Genomic DNA, 23,836 nt, shown 5'->3' on the forward strand with positions numbered 1-23,836 from the left:
CGGACGGGAAACCGGTGTTGTTCGGGGGTCCCTCAGGGATCATTCAGGGTATCCCCCAGTAGAGGGCGGGGTGGTCTGGGCGGCAGGATCGAAGTATGAACGCGAACAGCATGAACCCAGAGGAACCCGGAACGCCAAGCACGGCCAGCGGATCCGGCTCCAGCGCCAACACCGGCGCTTCCACCGGTGCCACCGGTGCCACGTCCGGGACGCCTTCGGGAACACCTGGAGAGGCCGGGACTTCCGCGGGAACCGGTCCCACCGGTGGCAACTACCCGCCCACCGGCACCGCTCCGGCAACCTCCCAGCAGAACTTCTTCGACTGGATCCGCAATCAAGGCATCCGCCGGGGACCGGACCGTTGGATTGGCGGCGTCGCAAGCGGTGTGGCCCACCGATTCGGCATCGACCCCCTGATCGTGCGGGGCATCTTCATTGTCCTGGCACTCTTTGCAGGCGTCGGCGTGCTGCTTTACGGCATTGCCTGGGCGCTCCTGCCCGAGCCTGACGGCCGGATCCACGTACAGGAAGCCGCCGCGGGCCGTTGGTCAGGGGGTATGACCGGCGCATTGATCACCACCATCATCGGCCTGCCGAGCCTTGGCCGCGGATTCTGGGGCTGGGGCTGGGATGGTATGCCCGGCCTGTTCTGGACCCTCTTCTGGATGGGCGGAGTCTTCTACCTCATCTACTTCCTGGTCCAACGCAACAAAACCTCAAAAGGAGCACCGACCGTGGGTCAACAAAATTACTCCTCAACGCCCTATGCCGCGGCTCCCGGCGGCACGGGTTACGGTACGCCCACGCAGTTCGCGTCCAGCACAACCACCGGCTCCACAACCACCGGAACCAATACCGGCGTACCCGTATACGGCGCGCCCGGCAGGTCAGGTGCCACACCGTCCGGGCCCTCCGGGTCCGTGCCCTCGCCGTCCGGGCCTTCCGGCCCTCGCCCTCCTTACGGACCAACTCCCCCGCAACAATGGCAGCCTAAACCCGCCGCTCCTAAGCACAAGGGTCCAGGAGCTGCAATCGTCTCAGTCTCAGCCGGTGCAGCCCTCCTTGCCGGCGGCACGCTGAAAGCGCTCGACGCCGGAAATGTCATTGAACTGGGTAACTCGGGTAACGCCGTGGTGTGGGCTACCGGCGCAGCCGTACTTGGCTTGGGCATCCTCATTGCAGGACTTCGCGGACGGACCTCGGGCTTCCTTGGCTTCCTCGCCGTGGCGGCCCTGATCACTGGCGGAATCTTCAACGTGGTCCCCAGAGACGGCGACCGCTTCACCTTCCACGACGTGAACTGGGCACCCACCAGCATTGAACAAGCACGGCTCGGCATTGACGTCACGGGGGCGCAGGGGCGGGTGGACTTGAGCGAGATCGCCCTAACGCCTCCGCTGATCTCCGAGGTACTCATTCCGGTTGACGCCACCGCCAGCAATGTCACGGTCATCATCCCCGACGATGTTCCTGTTGAGGTCAGGGCCGATATGACGTTCGGCAACCTCAACGAACGTGGCACAGACCGCGGTGGGCGCCTCCAGGACGAGAGGACGCTTTACAACACTGAAAAGCCGGGAGCCAACCTCGTGGTGGAAATTGACGGCACGTTCAGCAACGTGACCATCCAGGAAGGAAACTGACATGAACACCAACGAGCCAGGCAAAGCACGCGACGCGCAGCCGACTGAGCCTGCGCAGCCAACAGAACCGCTGCCCAGGGAGCAACGTTCGGCGGAAACCCGCCCCACGGAAGCCCTCCCCCGCGAAACCCGCCCCACGGAAGCCCTCACCAAGCCGAGCCTCAAGCCAATCCCGCTCACCCCGCCGTTGGAGCCCAGCTTCGCAGTACAGCACACTGACGACGACGAACCCCGCCAGGCGCGGATAGGAACTGTGGTGTGGGGGTTGATTGTGATCGCCCTCGCGGCCTTGATCGTCATCTCTACGCTCGGATGGGTCACTCTGAACGGCACGTACGTGCTGATCGGTTTGATGATCGGTGCCGGTGCGGCACTGGTGGTCGGTGGGCTCCTGGCAGCCCGCAGGGGTTCCGGCACACCGAAGAGTCCGGCCAAGTGACCGCACGCAGCAACGTGACAAAGCAACCACAACAGGGAAGGCTGTAGCCATGGACAAGTTCTTCAGCATCGTCAGGGGCTTCGGCCTGAAGCGTGGACCGCAACGATGGCTGGGTGGCGTCTGCGGAGGAATCGCAGCAAAGCTCCGGGTAGACGTCGCGTACGTTCGGGTGGCTTTCCTGCTTTTCTGCCTGCTGCCCGGGCCGGCATTCGTGGTCTACATCCTGGGCTGGCTCCTCCTGCCGGACCAGAACAACAAGATCGCGCTCGAATCCTTCATCAGCCAACGTTCCCGGTAGTTTTCGTTTACAGCGGCCGAAGAACACGAAACGCCCTGCCGGCCGGCGGGGCGTTTCGCTGTTTTCGGCCAGGTTTCCAATACCGCACGGCCAGGGTCAAAAGTAACCGTTTGTGTCCCACCCCACATGCGCGTCTACAATCATGGGGAGCTCAGCGTGGCGCTCTGCACGTATTCCTCCAAGCCATGAGTGAGCAAACATGAAAATTGGCATTCTTACCAGCGGTGGCGATTGCCCCGGCCTCAACGCAGTGATCCGCGGAGCAGTCCTCAAGGGCATCGCAATCCACGGCCAGGAGTTTGTTGGCTTCCGCGACGGCTGGCGTGGTGTGGTTGAAGGTGATGTCATCGACATCCCCCGCACCATGGTCCGCGGTATTGCCAAGCAGGGCGGCACCATTCTGGGCACCTCCCGCACCAACCCGTTCGAAAACGGTGGAGGCCCCGACGTCATCAAAGCCCACATGGAACGCCTGGGCATTGACGCGATCATCGCCATCGGCGGCGAGGGCACCCTGGCAGCTGCCAAGCGGCTTACCGACGCCGGCCTGAAGATCGTCGGAGTCCCCAAGACCGTGGACAACGACCTCGATGCCACCGACTACACGTTCGGATTCGATACCGCCGTCCAGATTGCCACTGAGGCCATCGACCGGCTCCGCACCACCGGCGAATCCCACCACCGTTGCATGATTGCCGAAGTGATGGGACGCCACGTCGGCTGGATCGCACTGCACGCCGGTATGGCTGCCGGCGCACACGCCATCCTGATCCCCGAGCAGAAGGCCAGCATCGAGCAGATCACCGAATGGGTCCAGGAAGCCCACGACCGTGGCCGTGCGCCGCTGGTGGTGGTTGCTGAGGGCTTCGTCCCTGATCACATGGAGTCCCCGCACTCCGAGCGCGGCCTGGACACGTTCGGCCGTCCCCGCCTGGGCGGCATCGCTGACCAGTTGGCACCGGAGATCGAGGCCCGCACCGGCATCGAAACCCGGGCCACGATCCTCGGCCACATCCAGCGTGGTGGCGTTCCTACCGCCTACGACCGCGTTCTGGCGACGCGCCTGGGCATGGCCGCCATCGACTCCGTGGTGGAAGGCCGCTGGGGCACCATGGTGGCTCTGAAGGGCACAGACATTTCCCATGTGGGCTTCGAGGAAGCCTTGGGCAAGCTCAAGACCGTGCCACAACACCGCTACGACGAAGCGTCTGTGCTGTTCGGCTAGTCGGCTAGGCTGAATCCATGACCTTAGAGCCCACGTCCGCTGCCATCATCCAGCTGGCGTGGGCTCGTCGTTTGGGGCTCGACGACGACGCTTTCGCCACCGCAGCTGCCCGGCTCACCACTTCCGCGGCGGACCCAGGCGACCTTGGCAACCGCATTACCCGTGTGGATGACGCAGCGCGGTCGCTGGTTTTCCTTCGCCTGTTTGGCGTCTCGGCGCTAGTGGGACCGCAGTGGGCCCTTGATGCAGCGGCAGCCATCCCCGATACCGAACTGGCCCAGCACGTAACGCTGTTGACCATCACTCGCTCGCACGGCGGACACGGGCTTGGATCCTCCGCATTGTTCTTTGCAGACGATCTCCCGCTTCAGCAACCATCCGAAGAACTGACGGTTTCGCAAGGCAACCCCGAGGCCATCAGCCTTGAGGGCTTGTGTCCCCCGGATGACGTCAACGAGGTCGGCCTTCAAGGGCTCGAACATCGCTTCACCATCATGCATCCCGAGGAAGATCAGCCCACGCCGGTGGCCTGCGGTGCCTATTCCGAGTGGGAGGGCATTCTGGCCAATATGGGCGTGCTGGTTGCACCTCCCTGGCGGCGGCGAGGCTTGGGCACCCTGGCCGCTTCCATCGCTGCACATGAAGCACTTGCCTCCGGCCTGACCCTCCAGTGGAAGGCCGATGTCAGTAACACCGGTGCGCTGGCGATGGCCCGCAGCCTGGGATTTGCCACGGGCGGGCTCCACGCCAGCGTCATCCTCGGCTGACACAGAACTGAACTGGCCCGGCTTTGAACCCGGAAGGGATTGATCCTGCCCTACAACAGCTCAGGACCACCCCAAAAGTGGGCTGGTCCTGCGCTGTTGTCCGGAAAATGTCAGCGCTACTTGCCCACTGTTTCCTGAACGGCCGGTACCTCGGGGGCCTTTCCGCCCCAGCCTTGCACCGACTTGGGCTTGCCAAAGAACAGTGCCATCACCGCTCCCAGAAGAATCGCACAGGCGGGCAACAGGATGGACTGGCTCATCGCCGTCGAGAATCCCGCGTGCAGCGCCTCCGGCAACACTCCGGTCATGGAGGCTTCACCCGCAGGAGCTCCGGCTGGAGCCGCAGGCAGTTCTGCCGCGAGCCGAGACTGAATGAGGGCAGCAATGGCAGCCGAACCCAACACAGCACCGATCTGGCGTGTGGTGTTGAAAACGCCGGAACCGGCCCCTGCCTGGCGTGGTTCCAGGTTGCGGGTGGTCGCGTTGGACACCGGACCCCAGATGAAGGCGTTGGCAACGCCCTGCAATGCGCTGGGCAGCAGGAACATCCAGATAGGAGTGTCCGGGCCCAGCAGGGACGCGGTCCAGAACAATGCTCCGGAAAGGCAGACGAGGCCGAAGGATGCGAACCAGCGCGGGTTTGCGCGGTCTATGAGCTTGCCGACGAACGGAGCGAGCGCACCCGAAATAACAGCCATGGGAATCATCAGCAAGGCAGACTGCGTTGGCGTCAGGCCCCGCACCGTTTGGTAGTAGAAAATGGTGGGCAGCGGGAAGGCTGTCACCGTGAAGCCCACGGCCATGATGGTGCTGTTTCCCAGGGAGAAATTGCGGTCTTTGAACAGGCCAAGCGGCAGCAGTGGTTCCCCTCCACGGCGTTCAAGAAGCCACTGCCAGGCGACAAACAGAACCAGGACTACAAGTCCGGTAATGATCAAACCCCACACCGAAACGAACCCGGTAACCGTTCCCCACTTGTAGGTTTGGCCCTCTTGGATGCCAAACACCAGCAAGAACATACCGACGGCGGACAGCACCACGCCCACGACGTCGAACGTGTGGGTGTGAGTGCTCAGTTTCGGCACGAAACGCGTGACAAGGATAAAGGCCACGATGCCGATGGGGACGTTGACGAAGAAGATCCACTCCCAGCCAAGGCTGTCCACCAGCAGACCACCAAGGATCGGGCCGATCAGTACTGCCATTCCTGCCGTAGCTCCCCACAGCCCCATGGCTGCGCCGCGGCGGTCGGGCGGGAAGATTCGCGTAATCACGGCCATGGTCTGAGGCGTCATCATGGCGGCACCGAAGCCTTGGACGGCGCGCGCAGCGATCAACATGGTGATGTCGCCGGAGAGCCCGCACCAGAGGGAAGCGAGGGTAAAGACCACCAGGCCGATCAGGTAAAGGTTCTTGGGGCCGAACCGATCACCCAGCCTGCCCGTGATCAACAGGGGCACGGCATAGGCCAGCAAGTAGGCGCTGGTGACCCAAATGACGGCGTTGATATCCGTGTTGAGGCCCTCCATGATCCGCGGGTTCGCGACCGACACAATGGTGGTGTCGATGAGGATCATGAAGAAACCCACCACGAGTGACCACAGCGCGGGCCACGGCTTAGCTACGTTTTCCAAGGGATTCCTTTGGTTTGCTTATAAGTTCGGTTGGAGCCGGTTGGGGTTCATCCCAGGGCAGGCGCCCGTTGCCCAACTCCTCAAGGAGGCCGCGGATCCACGCGATCTCCGTTCGGCGCATTGCCTGTTGGTACGTGATGTCGATCCAGTACTTACGGGCCAGTCCCTTGCCCGTCACGGTGGCTTCGGCGTGGACGAGGAAGTCAAGATCGGCATTCAGTGCAACAACCCGCTCCTCCAACAGCCCCATCACCACCTCCGCGGGAAGGTGATGGGCCTCGGCGATTGCGTGAGGGAAGACGGGGTATTCATTCACAGGGGTGGAGAGCATGGCCTGCAGACGGGCATCGAGGGCAACATGTCCGGCTGAAGTGATCCGGTAGGTGGTCCGTTCCGGGCGGTTTCCTTCGCGTTCGGTTCCCGTAGCCTCGATGAGCCGGCTTTCCTCGAGCCGGCCCATGGCGTGATACAGGGTCCCGGGGCGCACTTTCACGAGGCGGTCCTCATGACGGGCCATCAGCAACTGGTACATCTCGTAAGGATGCATGGGCCCCTCCGCCAAAAGGGCCAGCGCGGCTACCCCCAGTGGGGTCAAGGCAGCGGCCTTGGGCATAACAAACCCCCTTCCGAATCAAATACTCCACAACAACTATTCCACGTGGAGTATAAGGATGCAAAGGAACCCGGAGACACAGAAAGCCCAGCCGCCAGGCGGCTGGGCTTTCCAAGCACTAGTTGCGTTAGTCCAGCAGGGCCTGAATCTCTGACCTGGCGAACATTGTGGCGGCATCGCGCGCGGAGGGAGTTCCGGCGTCGGGATCTGCTCCAGCATCCAGCAGCACCCGGGCGACGCCGGTGTATCCCTTGAAGACCGCCCCGGCCAGCGGAGTCTGTCCGCGATCGTTGGCGGCATTGACGTCGGCACCGTGATGGAGGATGAGTTGTACGGCTTCCTCGTGCCCGTGATACGCGGCCAGCATCAGGAGGGAGTCGCCGGCGGCGTTGGTCAGCGTGGCAGGAGCGCCGGCGCTCAAGTAGCCTCGTAGCAGTTCGGTGTCCCCTTCGCGGGCAGCATCGAACAGGGCGTGGGCCAGGGCCAACGTTTCGTCGTCGGGGCCTGTAGCTTGGCTCATCTGTGGGGTCCCTTCAGGAATCCGGTCTGGCGCCCGACAACCTGGCCGGCGTCGGGGGCGACGATCACTTCCTGGGCTGCGATGTAAGGTTCTTCACCGTCCATCACCGTCAGGGTTTCCTCCGCCGATACGGACCGCTTGATCACGGCCAAAGCAACGGGTCCCATTTCAAAGTGCTGCGCCACCGATGTCAGAGTACCCACCTTGCGCTCCCCGACAAATACAACACTGCCAACGGCTGGCAGTGTGTGCTGTGAGCCATCAAGCTGCAGGAACACGAGGCGCCGCGGCGGGTGGCCCAGGTTGTGGACACGAGCAATGGTTTCCTGGCCCTTGTAGCAGCCCTTGTTCAGGTGTACTGAGGTCCTCAAAAGGTCCAGTTCGTGGGGAATCGTCTTCTCGTCTGTCTCGGCACCGAGGCGGGGCCGCCAAGCAGCAATCCGCAGGGCATCCGCTGCCATGGCGCCTGCCAACGGAAGGCCCTCCACGGATTGCTCCAGTTGGGCCGCCGGGACAAGGTACTCGAACCAAGGGCGCTCGAGCCCGGGATGCGATTCCTCGGGAACGATGCTGTAGGCGTAGCCGCCGGGGCTTACGTGCGGCCAGGGATCCTCCCACACCAAGCGCCCGGTCAGTTGCTCCTGCGGTTTGGTGGCACCCACCACGGCCCACTGCTCAGAGACGTCCTCAATGTCGACGCGGAGCATGAACTTCATCCTGTTCAGCCATTCAGCCAATGGCCCTGCCTCTGCAGTCTCCACGATCAGCCATGTGGTGGTGCCATCGTCAATGACGCGGGCATCGAACTCGATGCGGCCCTGAACGCTGAGCAGCAACAGTTCGCTGGCAACACCGGGCTGAAGGTTGGTGACCTGTTGGGACGAGAGCGTGTTGAGCCAGCTGAGCCGGTCCGGGCCAGTCACGGTCACCACGCCACGGTGCGAAAGATCTACGACGGCGGTACCGGTTGCCAGGGCGCGCTGCTCACGCAGCGGTTCGCCATAGTGAGCGGCGACGCCGGCGTCCAGGCCGGTGTCCTCGACGGCGCCGGGGCGCGACAACAGAGGGCTCTTGTAAGTCATATGTAGTAGAAGTCCTTGCGACTCAGCGGTATTCCGGTATCAGCGGTATTCCGGGTTTTCGAAATCAAATCGGGTGCCCGCTTTCCATTCCTCCGGCAAGTTGCCGTAGGCCGGAATGCCCCCGGCATCGCGCAGGAGCTTGGCCATGTGGAGGAGGTTCCACGTCATGAAGGTGGTGTTCCTGTTAGTAAAATCACTCTCCGGCCCACCCGATCCTTCGTCCAGATAGCTGGGACCCGGACCAACAGGACCGATCCACCCGGCGTCGGCCTGGGGAGGAATGGTGAAGCCCACGTGCTGCAGGCTGTACAGCACATTCATGGAACAGTGCTTGATGCCGTCCTCGTTGCCAGTGATCAGGCAACCGCCCACCTTGGGGTAAAACGCCCATTGGCCCTTGCTGGTCAACTCGCCCGAATGGGCGTACAGCCGCTCGATCAGCTTCTTGGTTTGGGACGAGTTGTCGCCCAGCCAGATAGGCCCGGCGACCACGACAATATCGGCGTCGCGGACGTCGCCGTAGATCTCCGGCCACTCATCGGTCTTCCATCCGTGCTCGCGCATATCCGGATACACACCGCTGGCGATGTCGTGGTCCACTGTCCGGAAGAGCCGGGTTGTGACGCCCTGCTTCTCCATGATGTCCCGGCTGATTTTGATCAGGCCATCAGTGTTGCTGAGCTGCGGCGAAGGTTTCAGGGTGCCATTGAAGAAGACGGCCTTAAGGCCCTCATAACCTTCCGGCTTGAGGTGGGTGTTCACTTTCTGCTCCTTCTGCTGGCTGCTTGCTTGCTGCGTGCTGGAACGTACGGTGAGGCCTCGGGTCAGGAAACCTTGTTGAGGAATGCCGAGGCGTGCGCTTCAAGGGCCTTGCCGCTGGCAGCGACGTCCCAGCGCCACAGGAGGTTGCCATCAACCAAGCCAAAGATCCGTGTTGCCGCTGTGTACTCCTTGGAGTGGCTTCCGCGCATCACCATGTCGGTGCTCAGCTGGATCTGGGGTCCCTTGATTTGGCCGTAGTAGAGCTCAGTGATTCCGCCAGGGTGGGAGATCGATACGGAGATGTCGAAACCGCCCTCCTTGTTGCGCCGCTCCTCGACTTCGTCGGCAGTCTTGAGAACGGGGACGATGTCGGCCGGGATCAGACCCGGGCCTCCGTCGCCTTCTTCAAGCTTCCGCTCCAAAGCCCAGAACCCCGTCTCAACAGTCAACGGGCGCAACTTTTCGCCGGCGTCATCACTGAGCCAGGTCTCGGCCCTGTACTGCAGGTACGGGAGCCCGTTGTGCGTGAATGACACATGCTGGACAAAATGCTCGGAATCCTCGTCTCCGCTGCCGAGCCGGCCGCGGCCTTCCCACTCACCAATGAGCCAGGAAAGGGGGACGAGTTCAGGCGTCAGATCTGTGGGGATCTCAATAGGCACAACGATTACCTCTGTTGGGCTGCAGGATCAGAAGGGTTACTTCTGGCCCTTGAAAAGGCGGTAGACGACAAAACCCGCAAACCATGCCATGGCGACGCTGGCCAGGCCAAGGAGAACGAGGAAGAAGATTTCAAATGCGAGTACAGACATGATGCAATCCTAACCGTTAGTAGATGAGTAGTTTGTCTATGAAGTAAGCCAAGGCCCCCACAGCCCAAACGGGCGCCACGCCCATTCCGATCGCCGCCGGGATATTGAGTCGCCCCCGCCGAAGGGTGGTCATTCGGCGGAAACACACCAGAACGGATCCCACCACCACGCCCACCAGGGCTGCGGGAAGTACGGCGATATCCGAGAAGACCAGACCTGCCAACGGTCCCATGAGTCCGGCCATCACCACACCGAGCGGAGCCACAATGCGATCCGGCCAGCGAATGATTCCCACAATGAGGGCAACTGCCGCGCTGAGGCCCGCCACCAGGACCATCTCCTTGACGCCGTTGAATCGCGCGCTGGCGATCCACCCCGCGCCCAGGCAGTTCAGCAACACACCGGCGGAGCAGCCAAGAGTGGACTCCAGGCGTTGGGCCTGCCCTGTCCCCCTGATGAGCTGGACCACGAACACCGCCATCACACCCAGCGCTACGAACGCCGGGGTACCGTCCAGGAATCCCGGCGCCGGCATGTAGGCAGCGGCGACGGCCGATCCTGCACCGGCAAGTCCAATAACGGCGGCCAACGTCTTCTTGGCGGGAACAGCGAGGAAATGCGGCCAGCCTATCCCCACCGCCGCGGACGCCGCGATGCCAGCACCCACCATGGCTTCCCGGGAAACGAAGGTGCTGGCCACGATGGCTACGAGCGCCACGAGTCCGAATACCCCGATGCTCCAAGACTTCACTGTGTGCCGACCTCAATCCGATGTGCCTTACGACCTCCCGACAATCCTGCCTTAAGCCGGCCCAATATGTCGTAATTCCAGTGCTTGCCCGTCACGAATCCATGTGTCGCAAGGCACTGATGGGTATACTCGGACTTCAACAGCGCACTGTGTTTGCCGCAATCCCGTTACAACGGTAGAGGCTGCGCATGTGTTGTGACCGACCGGTGAGAAGCCGGTTTCGACGCCCGATGATGCGCGTACAGCCCATTGGAGGAACTATGTCGCACATCCTGCTCCTAACGAACAGCACCGGCTCATCGGTGGACATTTTGCCTGCTTTGGAGTTGCTGAACCACCGTGTGCACATCCTCCCGGCAGAACCCACGGCCCTCCTGGAGACCGACCCCACGGACATCGTCTTCCTTGATGCCCGCAAAGATCTAGTGGGCGCCCGCTCGCTCACCCAGTTGTTGAAGGCGACCGGCCTCAGCGCACCGCTCATGCTGATCCTCACGGAAGGTGGCATGGCTGCTGTCTCGTCCGCGTGGGCAGTAGATGACATCGTGCTGGACTCGGCCGGACCCGCAGAAGTCGAGGCGCGTATTCGGCTCGCCATGGCGCGTGCCGTGCCCGGCGAAGAGGAAGCCCAGACCGAAATCCGGGCAGCCGGCGTCGTGATTGACGAGGCGAGCTACACCGCCCGTGTCAGCGGCCAGCCCCTCAACCTGACGTTCAAGGAGTTCGAACTCCTGAAGTACCTCGCCCAGCACCCGGGCAGGGTGTTCACCCGTCAGCAGTTGCTGACGGAAGTCTGGGGCTACGACTATTACGGCGGCACCCGGACCGTGGACGTCCACATCCGGCGGCTACGCGCCAAGCTGGGCGTGGATCACGAGAACCTGATCAGCACTGTCCGCAACGTTGGCTACCGGCTGACCCTTGTCCGTCTCACGGACGAAGAGTTGTCCGAAGCCTGAAGGCTGTTTTCGAGCGACCACTGGATTAGACAAGAAAAAGGCCAGGATCCACAAGGATCCTGGCCTTTTTCTTTGCTACTTGGTGGAGGACATACGGGTCGAACGTATCGAGGCCACCCCACTGGTGGATCCCCCCTGCGCTGACTCACGGATAAACCGCGAGGCGAACGAGATAACGAGACTACCTCCCATTTCCGAGGACATCAAATCACGCAGCTTGCACTGGACGTATAGCCTTGCATCATGAGTCACGCGCACCCGGAAAACTGGCCCGTACTGATTATTGCCGGCGCCTTGGACAGTGAGCTCCTCAAGGACGTCACGGCCCTGGCCGCCGCTGCCGGGGAATCGGACGGGAATCCCCCCTTCTCCGAGCAGACGTTGGTCATGCTGCGCGGCGCAGACGCCGGGGACCACTCTGTCCTGTCTTTGGTCCTATATGCCCCTGACGAAGACTCAGATCCTGCCACCGCTGATGACCTGGCGGGGGTCGCGGTGGTCGTCGAAAGTGATGACGGGAGCGGCGTGCTGGAGTTGGCCGTCCACCCCAGCTACCGCAATCAGGGCGTGGCAGGAAAGCTGCTGGGTGCCCTGCAGGGCAAGCGGGGCCTCAAGGGTTTAAGTGCGTGGTCGCACGGCAACCACGAAGCGGCCGCCGAGCTCGCCACGAGCTTTGGCTACGGTCCGGTGCGCGAATTGTGGAAGATGCGGCTGATGTCCTCAACCTCCGCACTGCCCGACGCCGGACTTCCGGACGGGATTTCGATCCGCACCTTCGTGCCGGGCCAGGATGAGCAGCCTTGGCTGGAAGCCAACAGGGCCGCTTTCTCCCACCACCCAGAGCAAGGTTCCATGACACTGGCGGACCTTGAGGCTCGCAAGGCTGAAGATTGGTTCGATCCCGAAGGTTTCCTGTTGGCCGTCAATGGTGAAGGCGAGCTGTTGGGATTCCACTGGACCAAGGTCCACCCCCGGCAGGGTCCGCACCCGGCCATCGGCGAGGTCTACGTGGTGGGGGTGACTCCTGCGGCGCAGGGTTTGGGTCTGGGCAAGGCCCTTACCGTTGCGGGCATCAAGCACCTCCAGGACCTAGGCCTGCATGCCGTGATGCTGTACGTGGACGCAGACAACGAGGCAGCAGTAGCTCTATATCAGAAACTCGGCTTTGTTCGTTGGGACACCGATGTGATGTATGGGCCTTTAACCAAAAATTAACCTGACGGGATCACTTGCCTGAAAGCAGGTGACATCTTGGATTCGAGCGCCGGAATTGCTTGTAATGTGGGAGGAAACCCCGTCCTGAGCTTAGGAGAACCCCATGCAGCCGGACCCCGTCGGCACCGCCGGATCCACTTCGAAGGGAGCAACACTGCCCCCGCGCTTCGGATCATCGGAAGTGCCGGCTTCGCGAGCCACTCAGGACCGCATCGATATTCCGGAATTCGCACCGAGCCTGGAGCCCGAAGGCGACATCTCCCCGGACCGCTTCCTGGACCGCGAACTCAGCTGGCTGGCCTTCAACTCCCGCGTGCTGGAGCTCGCTGAAGATCCTGACCTCTTCCTGCTGGAACGCGTCAGCTTCCTGTCCATTTTCGCGTCCAACCTGGACGAGTTCTTCATGGTTCGGGTGGCCGGCCTCAAGCGGCGCATCGCCACAGGTTTGGCCGTGCCCTCCCCTGCAGGGCTGAGCCCCATTGAAGTGCTGGAGCAAATCAGCGAAGAGGCCCATAGGCTGCAGGAACGCCACGCCAGGGTTTTCGCCGAGCAAATTCGCCCGGCACTGGCCTATGAGCACATCCACATCATGCACTGGCATGAGCTGGACGAAGATGCACGCCACCGGATCAGCGTTATGTTCCAGGAGAAGGTCTTCCCCATCCTGACTCCGCTGGCGGTGGACCCGGCGCACCCATTCCCGTACATCTCGGGCCTCTCCCTGAACCTTGCCGTGATCGTCAGCAATCCGATCAGCGACAAGGAGCTCTTCGCCCGTGTGAAGGTCCCGGACCAACTCCCCCGACTCATCTCAGTGGACGGCCCCCGTGCCGGTGCCATCCCGGGCCGCGTGGCCCGATTCATCGCCCTGGAAGAAGTCATCGCTGTCCACCTGGACAAGCTGTTCCCGGGCATGGAAGTCCTGGAGCACCACACCTTCCGCGTCACCCGCAACGAGGACCTGGAAGTAGAAGAGGACGACGCCGAGAACCTCCTGCAGGCCTTGGAGAAGGAACTGCTGCGCCGCCGCTTCGGCCCTCCGGTACGTCTGGAAGTAACCACGGACATCAACCCGAACATCAAAGCTCTGCTGATCCGGGAGCTTGGTGTTGAAGAGTCCGAGGTCTACTCCGTTCCCGCGCCGTTGGATCTCCGTGGACTGTCAGCCATCAGTGCCATTGATCGCGCGGATCTGCATTACCCCAAGCATGTCCCGCATACGTCCCGGTACCTCAACGAGTCCGAGACCTCGAAGGCCGCCAACGTGTTCGCCGCGATGCGCCGAAGGGATATTCTGCTCCACCACCCGTATGACTCGTTTTCCACCTCCGTCCAGGCTTTCCTGGAGCAGGCGGCCGCGGACCCCAAGGTGCAGGCCATTAAGCAAACCCTGTACCGGACCTCCGGTGACTCCCCCATCGTTGACGCCCTCATCGATGCTGCTGAGGCAGGCAAGCAGGTCCTGGCCCTCGTTGAAATCAAAGCCCGCTTTGATGAGCAGGCCAACATCTCCTGGGCGCGAAAGCTCGAGCAAGCGGGCGTTCACGTGGTGTATGGCATCGTGGGCCTGAAAACTCACTGCAAGTTGTCCTTGGTGGTGCGCCAGGAGGTGGACGGGTTGCGCCGCTACTGCCACATCGGCACCGGCAACTACCACCCGCGCACCGCCCGCTATTACGAAGACCTTGGCCTCCTGACAGCCAATGAGCAAGTGGGCGAGGATCTGTCCAAACTGTTCAACCAGCTCTCCGGCTACGCCCCGAAGTCCACGTTCAAGCGGTTGCTTGTAGCGCCGCGATCGGTGCGTGCGGGCTTGATGGACAGGATTGAAGGCGAAATCCGCAGGGCCCAGGCCGGCACTCCCGGACTGGTGCAGATCAAGGTCAACTCCATGGTGGATGAAGCCATCATTGATGCCCTTTACCGAGCCTCCCAGGCGGGTGTGAGGGTTGACGTCGTGGTGCGCGGTATTTGCTCCCTGCGGCCCGGCGTCCCGGGACTCAGCGAGAACATCAGGGTCCGTTCCGTCCTGGGTCGCTTCCTTGAACACTCACGCGTCTTTGCCTTTGGCAACGGTGGCGAGCCAGTGGTGTACATCGGTTCCGCTGACATGATGCACCGCAACCTGGATCGCCGCGTTGAGGCGCTGGTTCAGCTGGCCAGCAAGGAGGACACGGCAACGGTCATGGACTTGATGCGTCGCTACGTCGACGACGGGACAGCCAGTTGGCACTTGGACAGCAGCGGACACTGGACAAGGCATCACTTGGATGACGAGGGCAAGCCGTTGCTGGACATGCAGTCCTGGCTCCTGGCTTCCCGCTCGCGCCAACGTGCTGCGGCCCGGCGGTAAGGACCCAGTTGAACAGCGATACCCCCGTGGCGGATCAAACAGACCACCCCGGCGAGGCGGTGGCCGTTGTCGCCGCCGGCGCCATTCCTTGGCGCATCACCAAAGGTGCCCTCGAGGTCCTCCTGATCCATCGTCCCCGGTATGACGACTGGTCATGGCCCAAAGGAAAACTCGACGCCGGGGAAACAGTTCCCGAGTGTGCTGCCCGTGAGGTGTGGGAAGAGATAGGACTCCAGGCCCCGCTGGGCATACCTCTTCCGGCAATTCACTACCGCGTCAGTGCCGGCTTGAAGGTGGTCAGGTACTGGGCAGTGAAGGTCAACGGCGCCCAGCTTCGGCCCGATGGCAAAGAAGTGGACAGTGTCATGTGGTGCAGCCCGGACCGGGCTGCAAGCTTCCTGAGTAACCCATCAGATGTGGAGCCGCTGGAATACCTTCAGAAGGCCCACGTCCGCGGTGAACTGGACACATGGCCGCTGGTGCTGATCCGCCATGCCAAAGCGAAGCCGCGGTCCTCATGGACCAAAGCCGAGGGCGACCGTCCCTTGGCTGCCACGGGCCAGCGGCAAGCAGTTGCCGTCCAGCGCCTGTTGGAGGTGTGGAAACCACAACGTGTGGTCACCAGCCCCTGGGCGCGTTGCGTTGCCACTATCGCCCCCTATGCCAAGGCCAGCGGCGTCAAGGTGAAACTGGTGGAAGCACTCACCGAGCACACCCATCAGCGCTCCCCTAAGAAGACGGCTGCCGCTGTTGAGGCTTTGTTCGACAAGCAGCTGCCGATCGCTGTGTGCACGCATCGCCCGGCTCTGCCGACGGCGCTGAAGCAGCTGGGCCAGCACATGTCGCAGGCCCTACGTGCACTTCTTCCCACAACGGATCCTTACCTTTCTCCCGGCGAAGTCATTGTTTGCCAGGTAGCGCGGGGATCCGAGCGGAAAATTGTGTCTGTGGAGCAGGTCAAACCGTTCGACGACTGACCCGGCGGCGGTGAGTTCGTCCTCACACGTCCCTGCCGGTCGATCACTTCCAGATCCCCACGCCTCGTGCTGGCACAGTCTTCTGATCGGGCTACCTTATTTACGGGGACCTGTGAGGGACCTCGCAGAACGGCCGTTCGGGATGCCCTTATTGAGCTGCCAGCTAGAGTTTCCCTGCTCGCAATCGTTGCCTGCTTGAAGGTGCCGACGGGGACGTTATCCGTTGCTGTACATCTGTTTCACTTTCAGTGCGTAGGTGATTGCCCCTTTGCTGCTCATATCGTGTACTTGTGCGAGCATGCCCTTGACGGTCTTTCGGATGGTTACATCGCTGGACGCCGGGAGCGGGCGATTGATAGAGTCTGCCCAGTACGAAATAATTCCAACTTCCGGTTCGCCGAATGGTTGTTCAATAGCATCAATAATCTCATCTGTTAGTACGGCAAACCATGTAGCATTCCAGAGTTCTCCGATTTCTTCGACGAGGTACGACAAGCCAGAACTCGAAGGCATTAAATCGCCATCTCGAGGAAGAAAAGCAATTTCCAGCGAGTTTCCTAGACGAGTATCGGCACCAACTGTCCCAGTCACGGATACCATCTTTCCGGTAGGCCAGTCGCTGGCTCTCCCGTAGAGCAGCAAAGTAAGGCCGCCCTTCGTCCAAACCTGTTTGGCATCATCCTTCTGAAAAAACGACTTCAGGTCTATGTCGGAGGGATCAGCGTCCGTGGGAAAGGGCCGAAGCCTGAACTCGGCTTCGCCACCTGCATCGAAGGCCCATTCCATCCGATCAGAGTTAACTGAACTCTCGACCAACGTGAGCGTCTTTAGCAGCTTGACAGCAATCTCGGACAAATTTTCGGGTCTCGCTTGCCAGTGGCCAAGGATAAAAGGCTTTTGCATCGCATCAACTGTAGTCATCTATATTTCATCCAATTGTTCTATTTTTCCAGAGGATTGAATTTCACATCGATTGGAAACCTGGCGCGACGCACAGCGGTGCGCACAAGCTGAGCGAGTTCTTCATTAGTTGTGAAAATCCACTCCAATCGTGCACCTACGGGTAACGCTTCAAGTTGGCTCTTCATTTGACCACGGACCCACTTAGCAATCGCAGCATCGGTGGCACCAATACCTCGAAAGAAGGGCTTCTCAAGGTAGCTGTAGTTTCCCTTGACCTCCTGAAAAACCTCAACTGGTGGATGTCCTCGCCACAGATGCCCGTCGAATTCAACTGTGATGTTGTCTTGGATTACGACATACTCAACCAACTTGCCTTTGGGGCCAACGCTATCAACCCCGGTCCCGAAGATCTGGTCAGCGACGCCATTCTTGCTTCGACCGCCGGTGGGTTCTTGCCAGCTCCCAGGTCCACCATCGGTGTCGCCGATGGTGGGTTGCAGGTCTGGGTGGCGTCCTGGGAGGGAAGGGTCTCCGAGGGTTTGGTCGGAGATGCTGGGGACGGGGTCCGGGGCTGGCTGGGCCTTAGCGCCTGCTGCGCTAGTCTCGTCGACCTTGGCCAGCCATGCGGTTTCTGGGACTGGGGTGGGGAGTTGGTGCGGTGCGCCGGCGTAGGCGGGTTGTGGTCCGTTGAGGGTTTGGTTGAGTTTGGCCAGCCCGGTGTCGAGTTTGTTCAGGGCTGTGCCGATGCCGTGGTCCCAGATGGCGGTGCGTGCTTGGGTGAGTTTGGCGGTGACAGCTGCTGTGGCTTCGCCGAGCACAGAGCGGGTTGCGCCGGTGATACTGGTGGCAGCTTTGGAAAGGGCCGCGGTTTCGGCACCTAGTTTGCCGCCGAGGGATGCTCCCTTGATCCCCAGTCCGGTGCCGCCGACGAACATCGAGCCGACGTCGAAGGTGGTGGCGCCGATGGCGTAGCCGGGGTTGGTGCCCCATTCGTCGTAGTGGATGGTTTCCTTGGCTACGTTGACGGTGGTCAGGACGGCGTTGATGTCCTCGGGTGAGGCGTCTTTGAAGCCGCGGTCGATGACGTTCTTGGTGGTGAGCGCTGCGGCGCCGAGGGCGAACATCCCTTGCCAGGCCAGGGCTTGTTTGACTTTGTCGGTGGTCAATAGCAGGGTGTGCAGGCCTTGCCCGGCGCCGATCAGGGCGCTGGTGAATCCTTGGGCGGCCGAGGCGGGCCCGGCCAGCCGGACGGAGATGTTCGGTGGTCCCCAGGGAAGGTCGGGGAGTTTCTCGTCGTTGCCCAGGTAGTGCTGGGTGTGGGTGAAGGCGTTGGAGATGAAGTCGGTGGAGCTGTTCAGGTTTGCCCTGGGGATGGTTGGGGGAGCGTAGCTTTGCCCGCCGGTCAGGGCGGCCAGTGCGGTGGCGCAGGTGGCGTCGGAGTCGAGAATGGCTTGGGCCAGGGCGCTGGCTTTGTCCATGGTGTTACGGTGCTGGTCCACGATTTTGAGGTTGGAGCGCCAGTCGTCGTTGCCGCCGATGAGCTCGTCCAGGGCGTGGACTTCTGTACGGAGGGTGTTGATGCGTTGTTTCAGTTCCCTGGCCCGGTCCGCGTACGCGGCCAGCACGGTCGCGGTCTTGCCTGTCAGGTTGGCGAGGTCTTGGGAGCGGGAGAACACGGGGTTGAAAGCGGTCAGGACCTGCCCGGCTTCGGGGGCCTCATACGCCCCCGCGAGTCCGGCCCAGGTTTTTGCCGCGTCGTTGACCCCGGAATGAACGGCGTTCCCGGAGACTGCGAGGGCCTGGCCGTGACTGTCCAGGGCGTCGGGGTCCGGCAGCGGCGGGAGCCCGTCAACACTGATCCCGGACGCGCCCGGACCTGCGGCACACACCTGACTGAAGTCCATGCTTACCGCCCTAACGCCGAAACGGGCAGGTGCACGGTTGCGGCGATCCCGTCCACCGCGCCCCGCAACCGTGTCAACGGTTCCTCCAACGCCGACACCGAGCCCGCGGTCGAGGAGATCACCGCCCGCGCGGTGCCAACATCAACACTCCACACAGCCATACCAGTCACCTTGTCTCTGGAAGCCGGCGGGTTAGCCGATGCTCTGCACGGCGTTGCGGGCAGAGGTCGCGGCGGTGGTGGCAGTCTCGTCGTTGCTGCCCAGGGTGGCCCGGACCAAGGCGATGATGGCTTTGCAGGTGGGCCTGTCCTTGGAATCGTGCGGCGTCGAAGTTCGCGACTCCTTCAGAGCGGCTTGCGTTGTCCAAAGCGGTCAGGTCCCCTTGGGTGAAGGCGGTGTTCATCCCGGACTGGACGGTCACGATCCCGGTCGCGTCGCCGAGGCGCTGGTGGGACGCGACCGTTCGTTTGCTCAGGCTCCCGAGTGTTTCGGCTCCCACGTCAAAGATGGCCAATGATTCCCCCAAGAGATAGGCAATTCGGGTAGCGGGCCGAAGCCCCGCAGTATGTTGGACAAGCCAGCCCAGATTCCCCCACCTGGAGCCGTCTAGGTGTCAAAACGAGCAAACTAGGTGCTCTTTTGGCAATAAATAGGTAGCCAAAACACCAAAAATGAGTGGTGATGAAGCGCGTCTAGGTGTTTCGTCGGCAGGCAAGCAAAAGTGAAAACGCCGCGGTGATTGCCGCCGTCGACGGCTTGATTCAGACGGCGCGCGACGCGGGCGTGAGTGATGAAACGCTCATTGATCTTCTCCGCGGGCGGCTGGCCAGTAAGCTTGACTCGTGAGCATCCCCACCCCTTATGAAGACCTTCTGCGCGATGTCATGGCTAACGGCACGCACAAGTCGGACCGCACCGGAACCGGAACGCGCAGCGTTTTTGGCCGTCAGCTGAGGTTCGATCTTGCCGAGAGCTTCCCGCTGATCACCACCAAGCGGGTTCACTTCAAATCCGTGGCGGTGGAGCTCCTGTGGTTCCTGCGCGGCGATTCGAACGTGAAGTGGATGCAGGACCAAGGCGTCTCCATCTGGGACGAATGGGCGGATGCCGACGGCGAGCTGGGCCCCGTTTATGGGGTGCAGTGGCGGAGCTGGCCCACTCCCGACGGCGGGCACATCGACCAGATCTCCGAGCTCATGACCAACCTGGCCTCCAACCCGGATTCCCGGCGGCACATCGTGTCCGCGTGGAACGTCTCCGAACTCAAAGACATGGCGCTGCCCCCATGCCACGCGTTCTTCCAGTTCTATGTGGCTGACGGCAAGTTGTCCTGCCAGCTGTACCAGCGTTCGGCGGACACGTTCCTGGGCGTCCCCTTCAACATTGCCTCGTACGCCCTGCTGACCCGCATGGTGGCCCAGCAGCTTGGGCTTGAGCCGGGCGAATTCGTCTGGACCGGCGGCGACGTCCATGTCTACGACAACCACGTGGACCAGGTTTCCGAGCAGCTCAGCCGTGAGCCGTACGAGTACCCGCAGCTGAAGATCCTCCGCAAGCCGGACTCCATCTTTGACTACACGCTGGATGACTTTGAGGTTGTGGATTACCGCCACCACCCCACTATCAAGGCGCCGATCGCGGTATGAGCACATCATCTTCAGAGGTTCCGGACCAACTCCCCGGTGTCATCTTCACCCAAGAGACCGCGGCCCGCATGTCCGGCATCGGACTGGTGTGGGCCCAGACCAAGGCCGGCGTGATCGGCAAAGACGGATCCATGCCGTGGCACCTCCCCGAGGACCTGAAACACTTCAGCCAGCTCACCACCGGTCACCCCGTCATCATGGGCCGCAAGACGTGGTTGTCATTCCCCGAAAAGTACCGTCCCCTTCCGGGCCGCACCAACATTGTGGTGACCCGTAACGAAAAGTGGGCGTCCACGCCCGAGGCGGAGGGCGCCGTCGTGGTTTCCTCTCTTGACGCCGCGCTGCTGGAATCTCAATTCGCACCGGGTGGCCAGAAAGTGTGGATCATTGGCGGCGGCGAAATCTTTGAACAATCCATGGGCATCGCCAACCTGGCCGTCATCACCATCATCGACGCCGACTTGGAAGGCGACACTTTCGCCCCCGAACTCGGTGATGATTGGGCCTTCGACGCCGTAGCCCCCTCCGACGGGTGGCTCACCTCCAAGAACGGCACCAACTACCGGTTCACCACGTGGCGCCGGAACGCAAGCCAGGAAAGCCAAGAGAGCTAAGCATGCTGAAAAAACCTGAAACCTTGTTCGTGCTGGGCTACATGCTCCTGCCGCTTTTTGCCCTGATCTCCGCCATTGTGGGACTCACCATGATCCTGGGCGGGAACAAAATTGCCGGGATCATTGTGCTGATCGTTGTCACGCAGGTGTTTACGTTTGGTGCGTTCTTTGCCCTGCGCAAGCGTAAGGCAGTCCTGTTGCAGGAACACGACGCCGGCCACTAGCCCGGGCGGTCAGCTTGCGGGCCGCTGTGGCGGGTGCCGTCGTCGTGCAGTGCGTGCGTGACGTAACCAACAGCGGCACTGAGCCCCGAAAGTTTAGACTTGGGAAATGACTACAGCAGCTAATCCGTCCGTTGGACTGGTCGGTTGGCGTGGCATGGTCGGCTCCGTCCTGATGCAGCGCATGCAGGACGAGAACGACTTCGCCAACATCAACCCGGTATTTTTCTCCACCTCGAACGCAGGAGGTGCCGCCCCGACGTTCGCGCAGGGGGCTGGCAAGCTCGAGGATGCGTTCGATATTGAGACCCTGGCCAAGCTGCCGATTATTGTCACCGCTCAGGGTGGCGACTACACCAAGCAGGTCCACGGCGAGCTCCGCAACCGCGGCTGGGATGGCCTGTGGATCGACGCTGCGTCCACCCTGCGCATGAACGATGACTCGATCATCGTGCTGGACCCCATCAACCGCGACGTCATCGACGCCGGCCTGTCCGGTGGCGTGAAGGACTTCATCGGCGGCAACTGTACGGTTTCCTGCATGCTGATGGGCCTCGGCGGCCTGTTCAAGAACAATCTGGTGGAGTGGGGCACCTCCATGACGTACCAGGCGGCTTCAGGCGGCGGTGCCCGGCACATGCGTGAACTCCTCAACCAGTTCGGCACCCTCAACAACGAGGTCAGCAGCGAGCTGGACGATCCCGCGTCTGCCATTCTCGAAATCGATCACAAGGTCCTCGCCGCCCAGCGCACCGGCGTTGACGCCACCCAGTTTGGCGTGCCCCTGGCCGGATCCCTCATTCCGTGGATCGATGCCGACCTCGGCAACGGCCAGTCCAAGGAAGAATGGAAAGCCGGAGTAGAGACCAACAAAATTCTCGGCACCGGCAACGGCACCGCCGGCAAGGACCACATCGCCATGGACGGCTTGTGCATCCGCATCGGCGCCATGCGTTCACACTCCCAGGCCCTCACGCTCAAGCTGCGCGAAGACCTGTCCGTGACGGAAATCGAGAATCTCCTGGCCAAGGACAACGAGTGGGCCAAGGTTGTTCCCAACACCAAGGAAGCCTCCATGGCTGACCTGACCCCTGTGGCAGCGTCCGGCACCCTGGACATCCCGGTGGGCCGTATCCGCAAGCTCGAAATGGGCCCGGAGTACATCAGCGCCTTCACCGTGGGAGACCAGCTCCTCTGGGGTGCAGCCGAGCCGCTCCGCCGCATGCTCAACATTGTGACGGGCAAGCTCTAGCCTGCCCGGCTTAGCACGTCCCTAACCCGCTGTTCCGTTGCTGCCCGGCAACGGAACAGCGGGTTTTCGACGTATTAGGGCTCAGCAGGCCAGAGGGCTCACCCTGCCATGAACTTCAGGTACGCACGGCCCTGGGCGTGGAAGGAACGCTCAGCGGCTGTACCCAGTACCCCCGCAAACGGTTCCGGCGTGACACCTATGGTCTTGCCATTCACGGTCCTGGCCCACGTACCCACCACTTCTCCGCCGGACACCATAATCCGTTTGAAAACTCCGTTCTTTCCCGGCACCACCAACTCCGCGTGTTCAGGAGCCAGCACCAGGCTCCGGTCCTGGTAGCCGAGCAGGAACTCGTCGAACGCCGGGAGCGCCAGCAACGAGCGCGAGCCGGGGACGCCGTCGTCGAGCATTGCCGCAGTCTCCGGTGAGAGCCAATAGCTACTGCCCCCAAACTCAAGTTCAACCAGGCGGTCCTGCACCTCGTAGAGGGCGGCCCGGGCCTCGGTGAGCGGAATTTGGCTCCACCACGCAAAATCCTTGATGCTGGCAGGGCCGTGGCTCCTTACATAGCGGAGCAGGAGCTCAGCAATCCCCTCTGCACGTCCCAGCTCCCGCGAGTCCGGAATCCACTCCTCGAAGGGCACAAACAGCTGCTGCACGCCCACTTTGCCGTTGGTTCCGGCCATGGGTCCTTGCACCAGCCACGCGAGCTGGCAGAGACTGCCCAACAGATGAATGCCTCGCTGGGCCTTGGTGATCTGACCGGCATCCTCGAAAGCCTGGAACAGCTGCTCGCGGCTTGCTCCCTGGGCACCACCGGCCTTGAGAACCTCCGCGGTTTTGAAAGCGATGTCCCTGCAGTGGCTGATGTCATGGGACGTGATGTTGAGTTCACGGTGTCGGCCCGCCAACGAGTTCATCAGCCGGTCACTCGTGATTTTCAGAATCCAGCGGAGATCTTCCGGTGCCGTAAATGCAGCGTGCCGCGCATAGGCCATGAACGGACCACCGTCCCGGCGTCGAGGGCAGCCCGAACGTCTGACGCCGTCGTTCCAGGTACCCGCTGCCCCACCGCCCACAGTGCTGAACCCAAGTCCTGCGCCTGCATGCACGTCATCCACCGGACCGCCTCCGGGACCGTTGGAAAGCCACCGCCCAACAGGCCTTGACTGACGAGCCGCAAACGGCCCATGACGCGCGGAGTGGGGTTGGTTCTCTCGGCAGGCATGCTTCATCCTAAGAGGAC

General features: G+C 62.0%; 24 protein-coding genes and 1 pseudogene. 14 read left to right on the top strand and 11 right to left on the bottom strand.

Annotated elements, in window-relative coordinates; translation table 11 throughout:
• The first annotated feature begins 95 nt into the window (after nucleotides 1–95).
• The 5 genes from ACZ5J0_RS14015 (at nucleotide 96) to ACZ5J0_RS14035 (ending at nucleotide 4,372) form a co-directional block, all read left to right on the top strand.
• The gene (locus ACZ5J0_RS14015) at nucleotides 96–1,643 is read left to right on the top strand and encodes a PspC domain-containing protein (RefSeq protein WP_464093315.1); all 1,548 of its coding nucleotides are present in this window, start codon (nucleotides 96–98) and stop codon (nucleotides 1,641–1,643) included.
• A gap of 1 nt (nucleotide 1,644) precedes the next feature.
• Nucleotides 1,645–2,082: a hypothetical protein gene (locus tag ACZ5J0_RS14020; RefSeq protein WP_464093316.1), complete on the top strand. Its 438-nt coding sequence runs from the start codon at nucleotides 1,645–1,647 to the stop codon at nucleotides 2,080–2,082.
• 49 nt (nucleotides 2,083–2,131) lie between these two features.
• On the top strand, nucleotides 2,132–2,380 hold the full coding sequence (locus ACZ5J0_RS14025; RefSeq protein ID WP_142938347.1) for a PspC domain-containing protein: 249 nt from the start codon (nucleotides 2,132–2,134) through the stop codon (nucleotides 2,378–2,380).
• Nucleotides 2,381–2,579: 199 nt separating this feature from the next.
• Nucleotides 2,580–3,605, top strand: a complete 1,026-nt coding sequence (locus ACZ5J0_RS14030; RefSeq protein WP_018776708.1) for a 6-phosphofructokinase — start codon at nucleotides 2,580–2,582, stop codon at nucleotides 3,603–3,605.
• A 17-nt stretch (nucleotides 3,606–3,622) separates the two neighbouring features.
• Nucleotides 3,623–4,372, top strand: coding sequence for a GNAT family N-acetyltransferase (locus tag ACZ5J0_RS14035; RefSeq protein WP_142938346.1), 750 nt, complete (start codon nucleotides 3,623–3,625; stop codon nucleotides 4,370–4,372).
• Nucleotides 4,373–4,488: 116 nt separating this feature from the next.
• On the opposite strand, the gene ACZ5J0_RS14040 is transcribed toward ACZ5J0_RS14035, so the two are convergent.
• The 7 genes from ACZ5J0_RS14040 to ACZ5J0_RS14070 all read right to left on the bottom strand — a co-directional run bounded on the left by ACZ5J0_RS14040 (nucleotide 4,489) and on the right by ACZ5J0_RS14070 (nucleotide 10,546).
• Nucleotides 4,489–6,006 (bottom strand): DHA2 family efflux MFS transporter permease subunit, encoded by a 1,518-nt coding sequence (locus ACZ5J0_RS14040; RefSeq protein ID WP_142938345.1) that lies wholly within the window; start codon nucleotides 6,004–6,006, stop codon nucleotides 4,489–4,491.
• Nucleotides 5,990–6,619: a PadR family transcriptional regulator gene (locus tag ACZ5J0_RS14045; protein ID WP_142938344.1), complete on the bottom strand. Its 630-nt coding sequence runs from the start codon at nucleotides 6,617–6,619 to the stop codon at nucleotides 5,990–5,992. The genes ACZ5J0_RS14040 and ACZ5J0_RS14045 overlap by 17 nt, the downstream gene beginning before the upstream one ends.
• Before the next feature lie 127 nt (nucleotides 6,620–6,746).
• A complete protein-coding gene (locus ACZ5J0_RS14050; RefSeq protein ID WP_166839897.1) occupies nucleotides 6,747–7,139 on the bottom strand; it encodes an ankyrin repeat domain-containing protein in 393 nt (130 codons plus the stop codon).
• Nucleotides 7,136–8,221 carry a CAF17-like 4Fe-4S cluster assembly/insertion protein YgfZ gene (gene ygfZ, locus ACZ5J0_RS14055; protein WP_142938342.1) on the bottom strand — a complete coding sequence of 362 codons (1,086 nt, stop codon included), beginning with the start codon at nucleotides 8,219–8,221 and terminating at the stop codon, nucleotides 7,136–7,138. The genes ACZ5J0_RS14050 and ygfZ overlap by 4 nt, the downstream gene beginning before the upstream one ends.
• Before the next feature lie 39 nt (nucleotides 8,222–8,260).
• Nucleotides 8,261–8,983, bottom strand: a complete 723-nt coding sequence (locus ACZ5J0_RS14060; protein ID WP_464093317.1) for a flavodoxin family protein — start codon at nucleotides 8,981–8,983, stop codon at nucleotides 8,261–8,263.
• 62 nt (nucleotides 8,984–9,045) lie between these two features.
• The gene (locus tag ACZ5J0_RS14065; protein WP_142938340.1) at nucleotides 9,046–9,645 is read right to left on the bottom strand and encodes a nitrobindin family protein; all 600 of its coding nucleotides are present in this window, start codon (nucleotides 9,643–9,645) and stop codon (nucleotides 9,046–9,048) included.
• 166 nt (nucleotides 9,646–9,811) lie between these two features.
• The gene (locus ACZ5J0_RS14070) at nucleotides 9,812–10,546 is read right to left on the bottom strand and encodes a permease (RefSeq protein ID WP_142938339.1); all 735 of its coding nucleotides are present in this window, start codon (nucleotides 10,544–10,546) and stop codon (nucleotides 9,812–9,814) included.
• A gap of 260 nt (nucleotides 10,547–10,806) precedes the next feature.
• Here ACZ5J0_RS14070 and ACZ5J0_RS14075 point away from each other — a divergent pair, with 260 nt between their 5' ends.
• The 4 genes from ACZ5J0_RS14075 to ACZ5J0_RS14090 all read left to right on the top strand — a co-directional run bounded on the left by ACZ5J0_RS14075 (nucleotide 10,807) and on the right by ACZ5J0_RS14090 (nucleotide 16,050).
• Nucleotides 10,807–11,505 (top strand): winged helix-turn-helix transcriptional regulator, encoded by a 699-nt coding sequence (locus tag ACZ5J0_RS14075; protein ID WP_142938338.1) that lies wholly within the window; start codon nucleotides 10,807–10,809, stop codon nucleotides 11,503–11,505.
• Between the two features lie 243 nt (nucleotides 11,506–11,748).
• Nucleotides 11,749–12,720: a mycothiol synthase gene (gene mshD, locus ACZ5J0_RS14080; RefSeq protein ID WP_464093318.1), complete on the top strand. Its 972-nt coding sequence runs from the start codon at nucleotides 11,749–11,751 to the stop codon at nucleotides 12,718–12,720.
• 103 nt (nucleotides 12,721–12,823) lie between these two features.
• A complete protein-coding gene (locus ACZ5J0_RS14085; RefSeq protein WP_223940653.1) occupies nucleotides 12,824–15,073 on the top strand; it encodes an RNA degradosome polyphosphate kinase in 2,250 nt (749 codons plus the stop codon).
• A gap of 8 nt (nucleotides 15,074–15,081) precedes the next feature.
• Entirely contained in the window at nucleotides 15,082–16,050 is a 969-nt protein-coding gene (locus ACZ5J0_RS14090) for an NUDIX hydrolase (RefSeq protein WP_223940654.1), read from the top strand.
• 216 nt (nucleotides 16,051–16,266) lie between these two features.
• Here ACZ5J0_RS14090 and ACZ5J0_RS14095 read toward each other — a convergent pair whose 3' ends face one another.
• From ACZ5J0_RS14095 to ACZ5J0_RS14105, 3 genes are read right to left on the bottom strand one after another with little or no spacing between them, the layout of a single operon-like run.
• Complete coding sequence (locus ACZ5J0_RS14095) at nucleotides 16,267–16,971, bottom strand: hypothetical protein (protein WP_464093319.1); 705 nt, start codon at nucleotides 16,969–16,971, stop codon at nucleotides 16,267–16,269.
• Between the two features lie 20 nt (nucleotides 16,972–16,991).
• A complete protein-coding gene (locus ACZ5J0_RS14100; RefSeq protein WP_464093320.1) occupies nucleotides 16,992–18,857 on the bottom strand; it encodes a hypothetical protein in 1,866 nt (621 codons plus the stop codon).
• A 2-nt stretch (nucleotides 18,858–18,859) separates the two neighbouring features.
• Nucleotides 18,860–19,018, bottom strand: a complete 159-nt coding sequence (locus ACZ5J0_RS14105) for a hypothetical protein (RefSeq protein WP_464093321.1) — start codon at nucleotides 19,016–19,018, stop codon at nucleotides 18,860–18,862.
• A gap of 38 nt (nucleotides 19,019–19,056) precedes the next feature.
• Between ACZ5J0_RS14105 and ACZ5J0_RS14110 the strand changes: the two genes are divergently transcribed.
• The 5 genes from ACZ5J0_RS14110 (at nucleotide 19,057) to asd (ending at nucleotide 22,590) form a co-directional block, all read left to right on the top strand.
• On the top strand, nucleotides 19,057–19,374 hold the full coding sequence (locus ACZ5J0_RS14110) for a hypothetical protein (RefSeq protein WP_464093322.1): 318 nt from the start codon (nucleotides 19,057–19,059) through the stop codon (nucleotides 19,372–19,374).
• 325 nt (nucleotides 19,375–19,699) lie between these two features.
• Entirely contained in the window at nucleotides 19,700–20,503 is an 804-nt protein-coding gene (locus tag ACZ5J0_RS14115; protein WP_142938332.1) for a thymidylate synthase, read from the top strand.
• On the top strand, nucleotides 20,500–21,117 hold the full coding sequence (locus tag ACZ5J0_RS14120; protein ID WP_464093323.1) for a dihydrofolate reductase: 618 nt from the start codon (nucleotides 20,500–20,502) through the stop codon (nucleotides 21,115–21,117). Before ACZ5J0_RS14115 ends, ACZ5J0_RS14120 begins: the two co-directional genes overlap by 4 nt.
• A gap of 2 nt (nucleotides 21,118–21,119) precedes the next feature.
• Nucleotides 21,120–21,341 (top strand): NF038396 family protein, encoded by a 222-nt coding sequence (locus ACZ5J0_RS14125; protein ID WP_142938330.1) that lies wholly within the window; start codon nucleotides 21,120–21,122, stop codon nucleotides 21,339–21,341.
• 106 nt (nucleotides 21,342–21,447) lie between these two features.
• Nucleotides 21,448–22,590 carry an aspartate-semialdehyde dehydrogenase gene (gene asd / locus ACZ5J0_RS14130; RefSeq protein WP_142938329.1) on the top strand — a complete coding sequence of 381 codons (1,143 nt, stop codon included), beginning with the start codon at nucleotides 21,448–21,450 and terminating at the stop codon, nucleotides 22,588–22,590.
• Between the two features lie 98 nt (nucleotides 22,591–22,688).
• Here asd and ACZ5J0_RS14135 read toward each other — a convergent pair.
• A pseudogene (locus ACZ5J0_RS14135) lies at nucleotides 22,689–23,818 on the bottom strand (winged helix DNA-binding domain-containing protein).
• Between the last annotated feature and the right edge of the window lie 18 nt (nucleotides 23,819–23,836).

The organism is Arthrobacter sp. DualSoilB13 (assembly GCF_055389195.1).

Bases quoted from the DNA above. Each gene is read 5' to 3' on its own strand.
- asd (WP_142938329.1), top strand. From the start codon at position 21,448: ATGACTACAGCAGCTAATCCGTCCGTTGGACTGGTCGGTTGGCGTGGC.
- ACZ5J0_RS14015 (WP_464093315.1), top strand. From the start codon at position 96: ATGAACGCGAACAGCATGAACCCAGAGGAACCCGGAACGCCAAGCACG.
- ACZ5J0_RS14095 (WP_464093319.1), bottom strand. From the start codon at position 16,971: ATGACTACAGTTGATGCGATGCAAAAGCCTTTTATCCTTGGCCACTGG.
- ACZ5J0_RS14120 (WP_464093323.1), top strand. From the start codon at position 20,500: ATGAGCACATCATCTTCAGAGGTTCCGGACCAACTCCCCGGTGTCATC.
- ACZ5J0_RS14035 (WP_142938346.1), top strand. From the start codon at position 3,623: ATGACCTTAGAGCCCACGTCCGCTGCCATCATCCAGCTGGCGTGGGCT.
- ACZ5J0_RS14125 (WP_142938330.1), top strand. From the start codon at position 21,120: ATGCTGAAAAAACCTGAAACCTTGTTCGTGCTGGGCTACATGCTCCTG.
- mshD (WP_464093318.1), top strand. From the start codon at position 11,749: ATGAGTCACGCGCACCCGGAAAACTGGCCCGTACTGATTATTGCCGGC.
- ACZ5J0_RS14110 (WP_464093322.1), top strand. From the start codon at position 19,057: ATGCTCTGCACGGCGTTGCGGGCAGAGGTCGCGGCGGTGGTGGCAGTC.
- ACZ5J0_RS14045 (WP_142938344.1), bottom strand. From the start codon at position 6,619: ATGCCCAAGGCCGCTGCCTTGACCCCACTGGGGGTAGCCGCGCTGGCC.
- ACZ5J0_RS14105 (WP_464093321.1), bottom strand. From the start codon at position 19,018: ATGGCTGTGTGGAGTGTTGATGTTGGCACCGCGCGGGCGGTGATCTCC.
- ACZ5J0_RS14050 (WP_166839897.1), bottom strand. From the start codon at position 7,139: ATGAGCCAAGCTACAGGCCCCGACGACGAAACGTTGGCCCTGGCCCAC.
- ygfZ (WP_142938342.1), bottom strand. From the start codon at position 8,221: ATGACTTACAAGAGCCCTCTGTTGTCGCGCCCCGGCGCCGTCGAGGAC.
- ACZ5J0_RS14025 (WP_142938347.1), top strand. From the start codon at position 2,132: ATGGACAAGTTCTTCAGCATCGTCAGGGGCTTCGGCCTGAAGCGTGGA.
- ACZ5J0_RS14100 (WP_464093320.1), bottom strand. From the start codon at position 18,857: ATGGACTTCAGTCAGGTGTGTGCCGCAGGTCCGGGCGCGTCCGGGATC.
- ACZ5J0_RS14085 (WP_223940653.1), top strand. From the start codon at position 12,824: ATGCAGCCGGACCCCGTCGGCACCGCCGGATCCACTTCGAAGGGAGCA.
- ACZ5J0_RS14020 (WP_464093316.1), top strand. From the start codon at position 1,645: ATGAACACCAACGAGCCAGGCAAAGCACGCGACGCGCAGCCGACTGAG.
- ACZ5J0_RS14030 (WP_018776708.1), top strand. From the start codon at position 2,580: ATGAAAATTGGCATTCTTACCAGCGGTGGCGATTGCCCCGGCCTCAAC.
- ACZ5J0_RS14075 (WP_142938338.1), top strand. From the start codon at position 10,807: ATGTCGCACATCCTGCTCCTAACGAACAGCACCGGCTCATCGGTGGAC.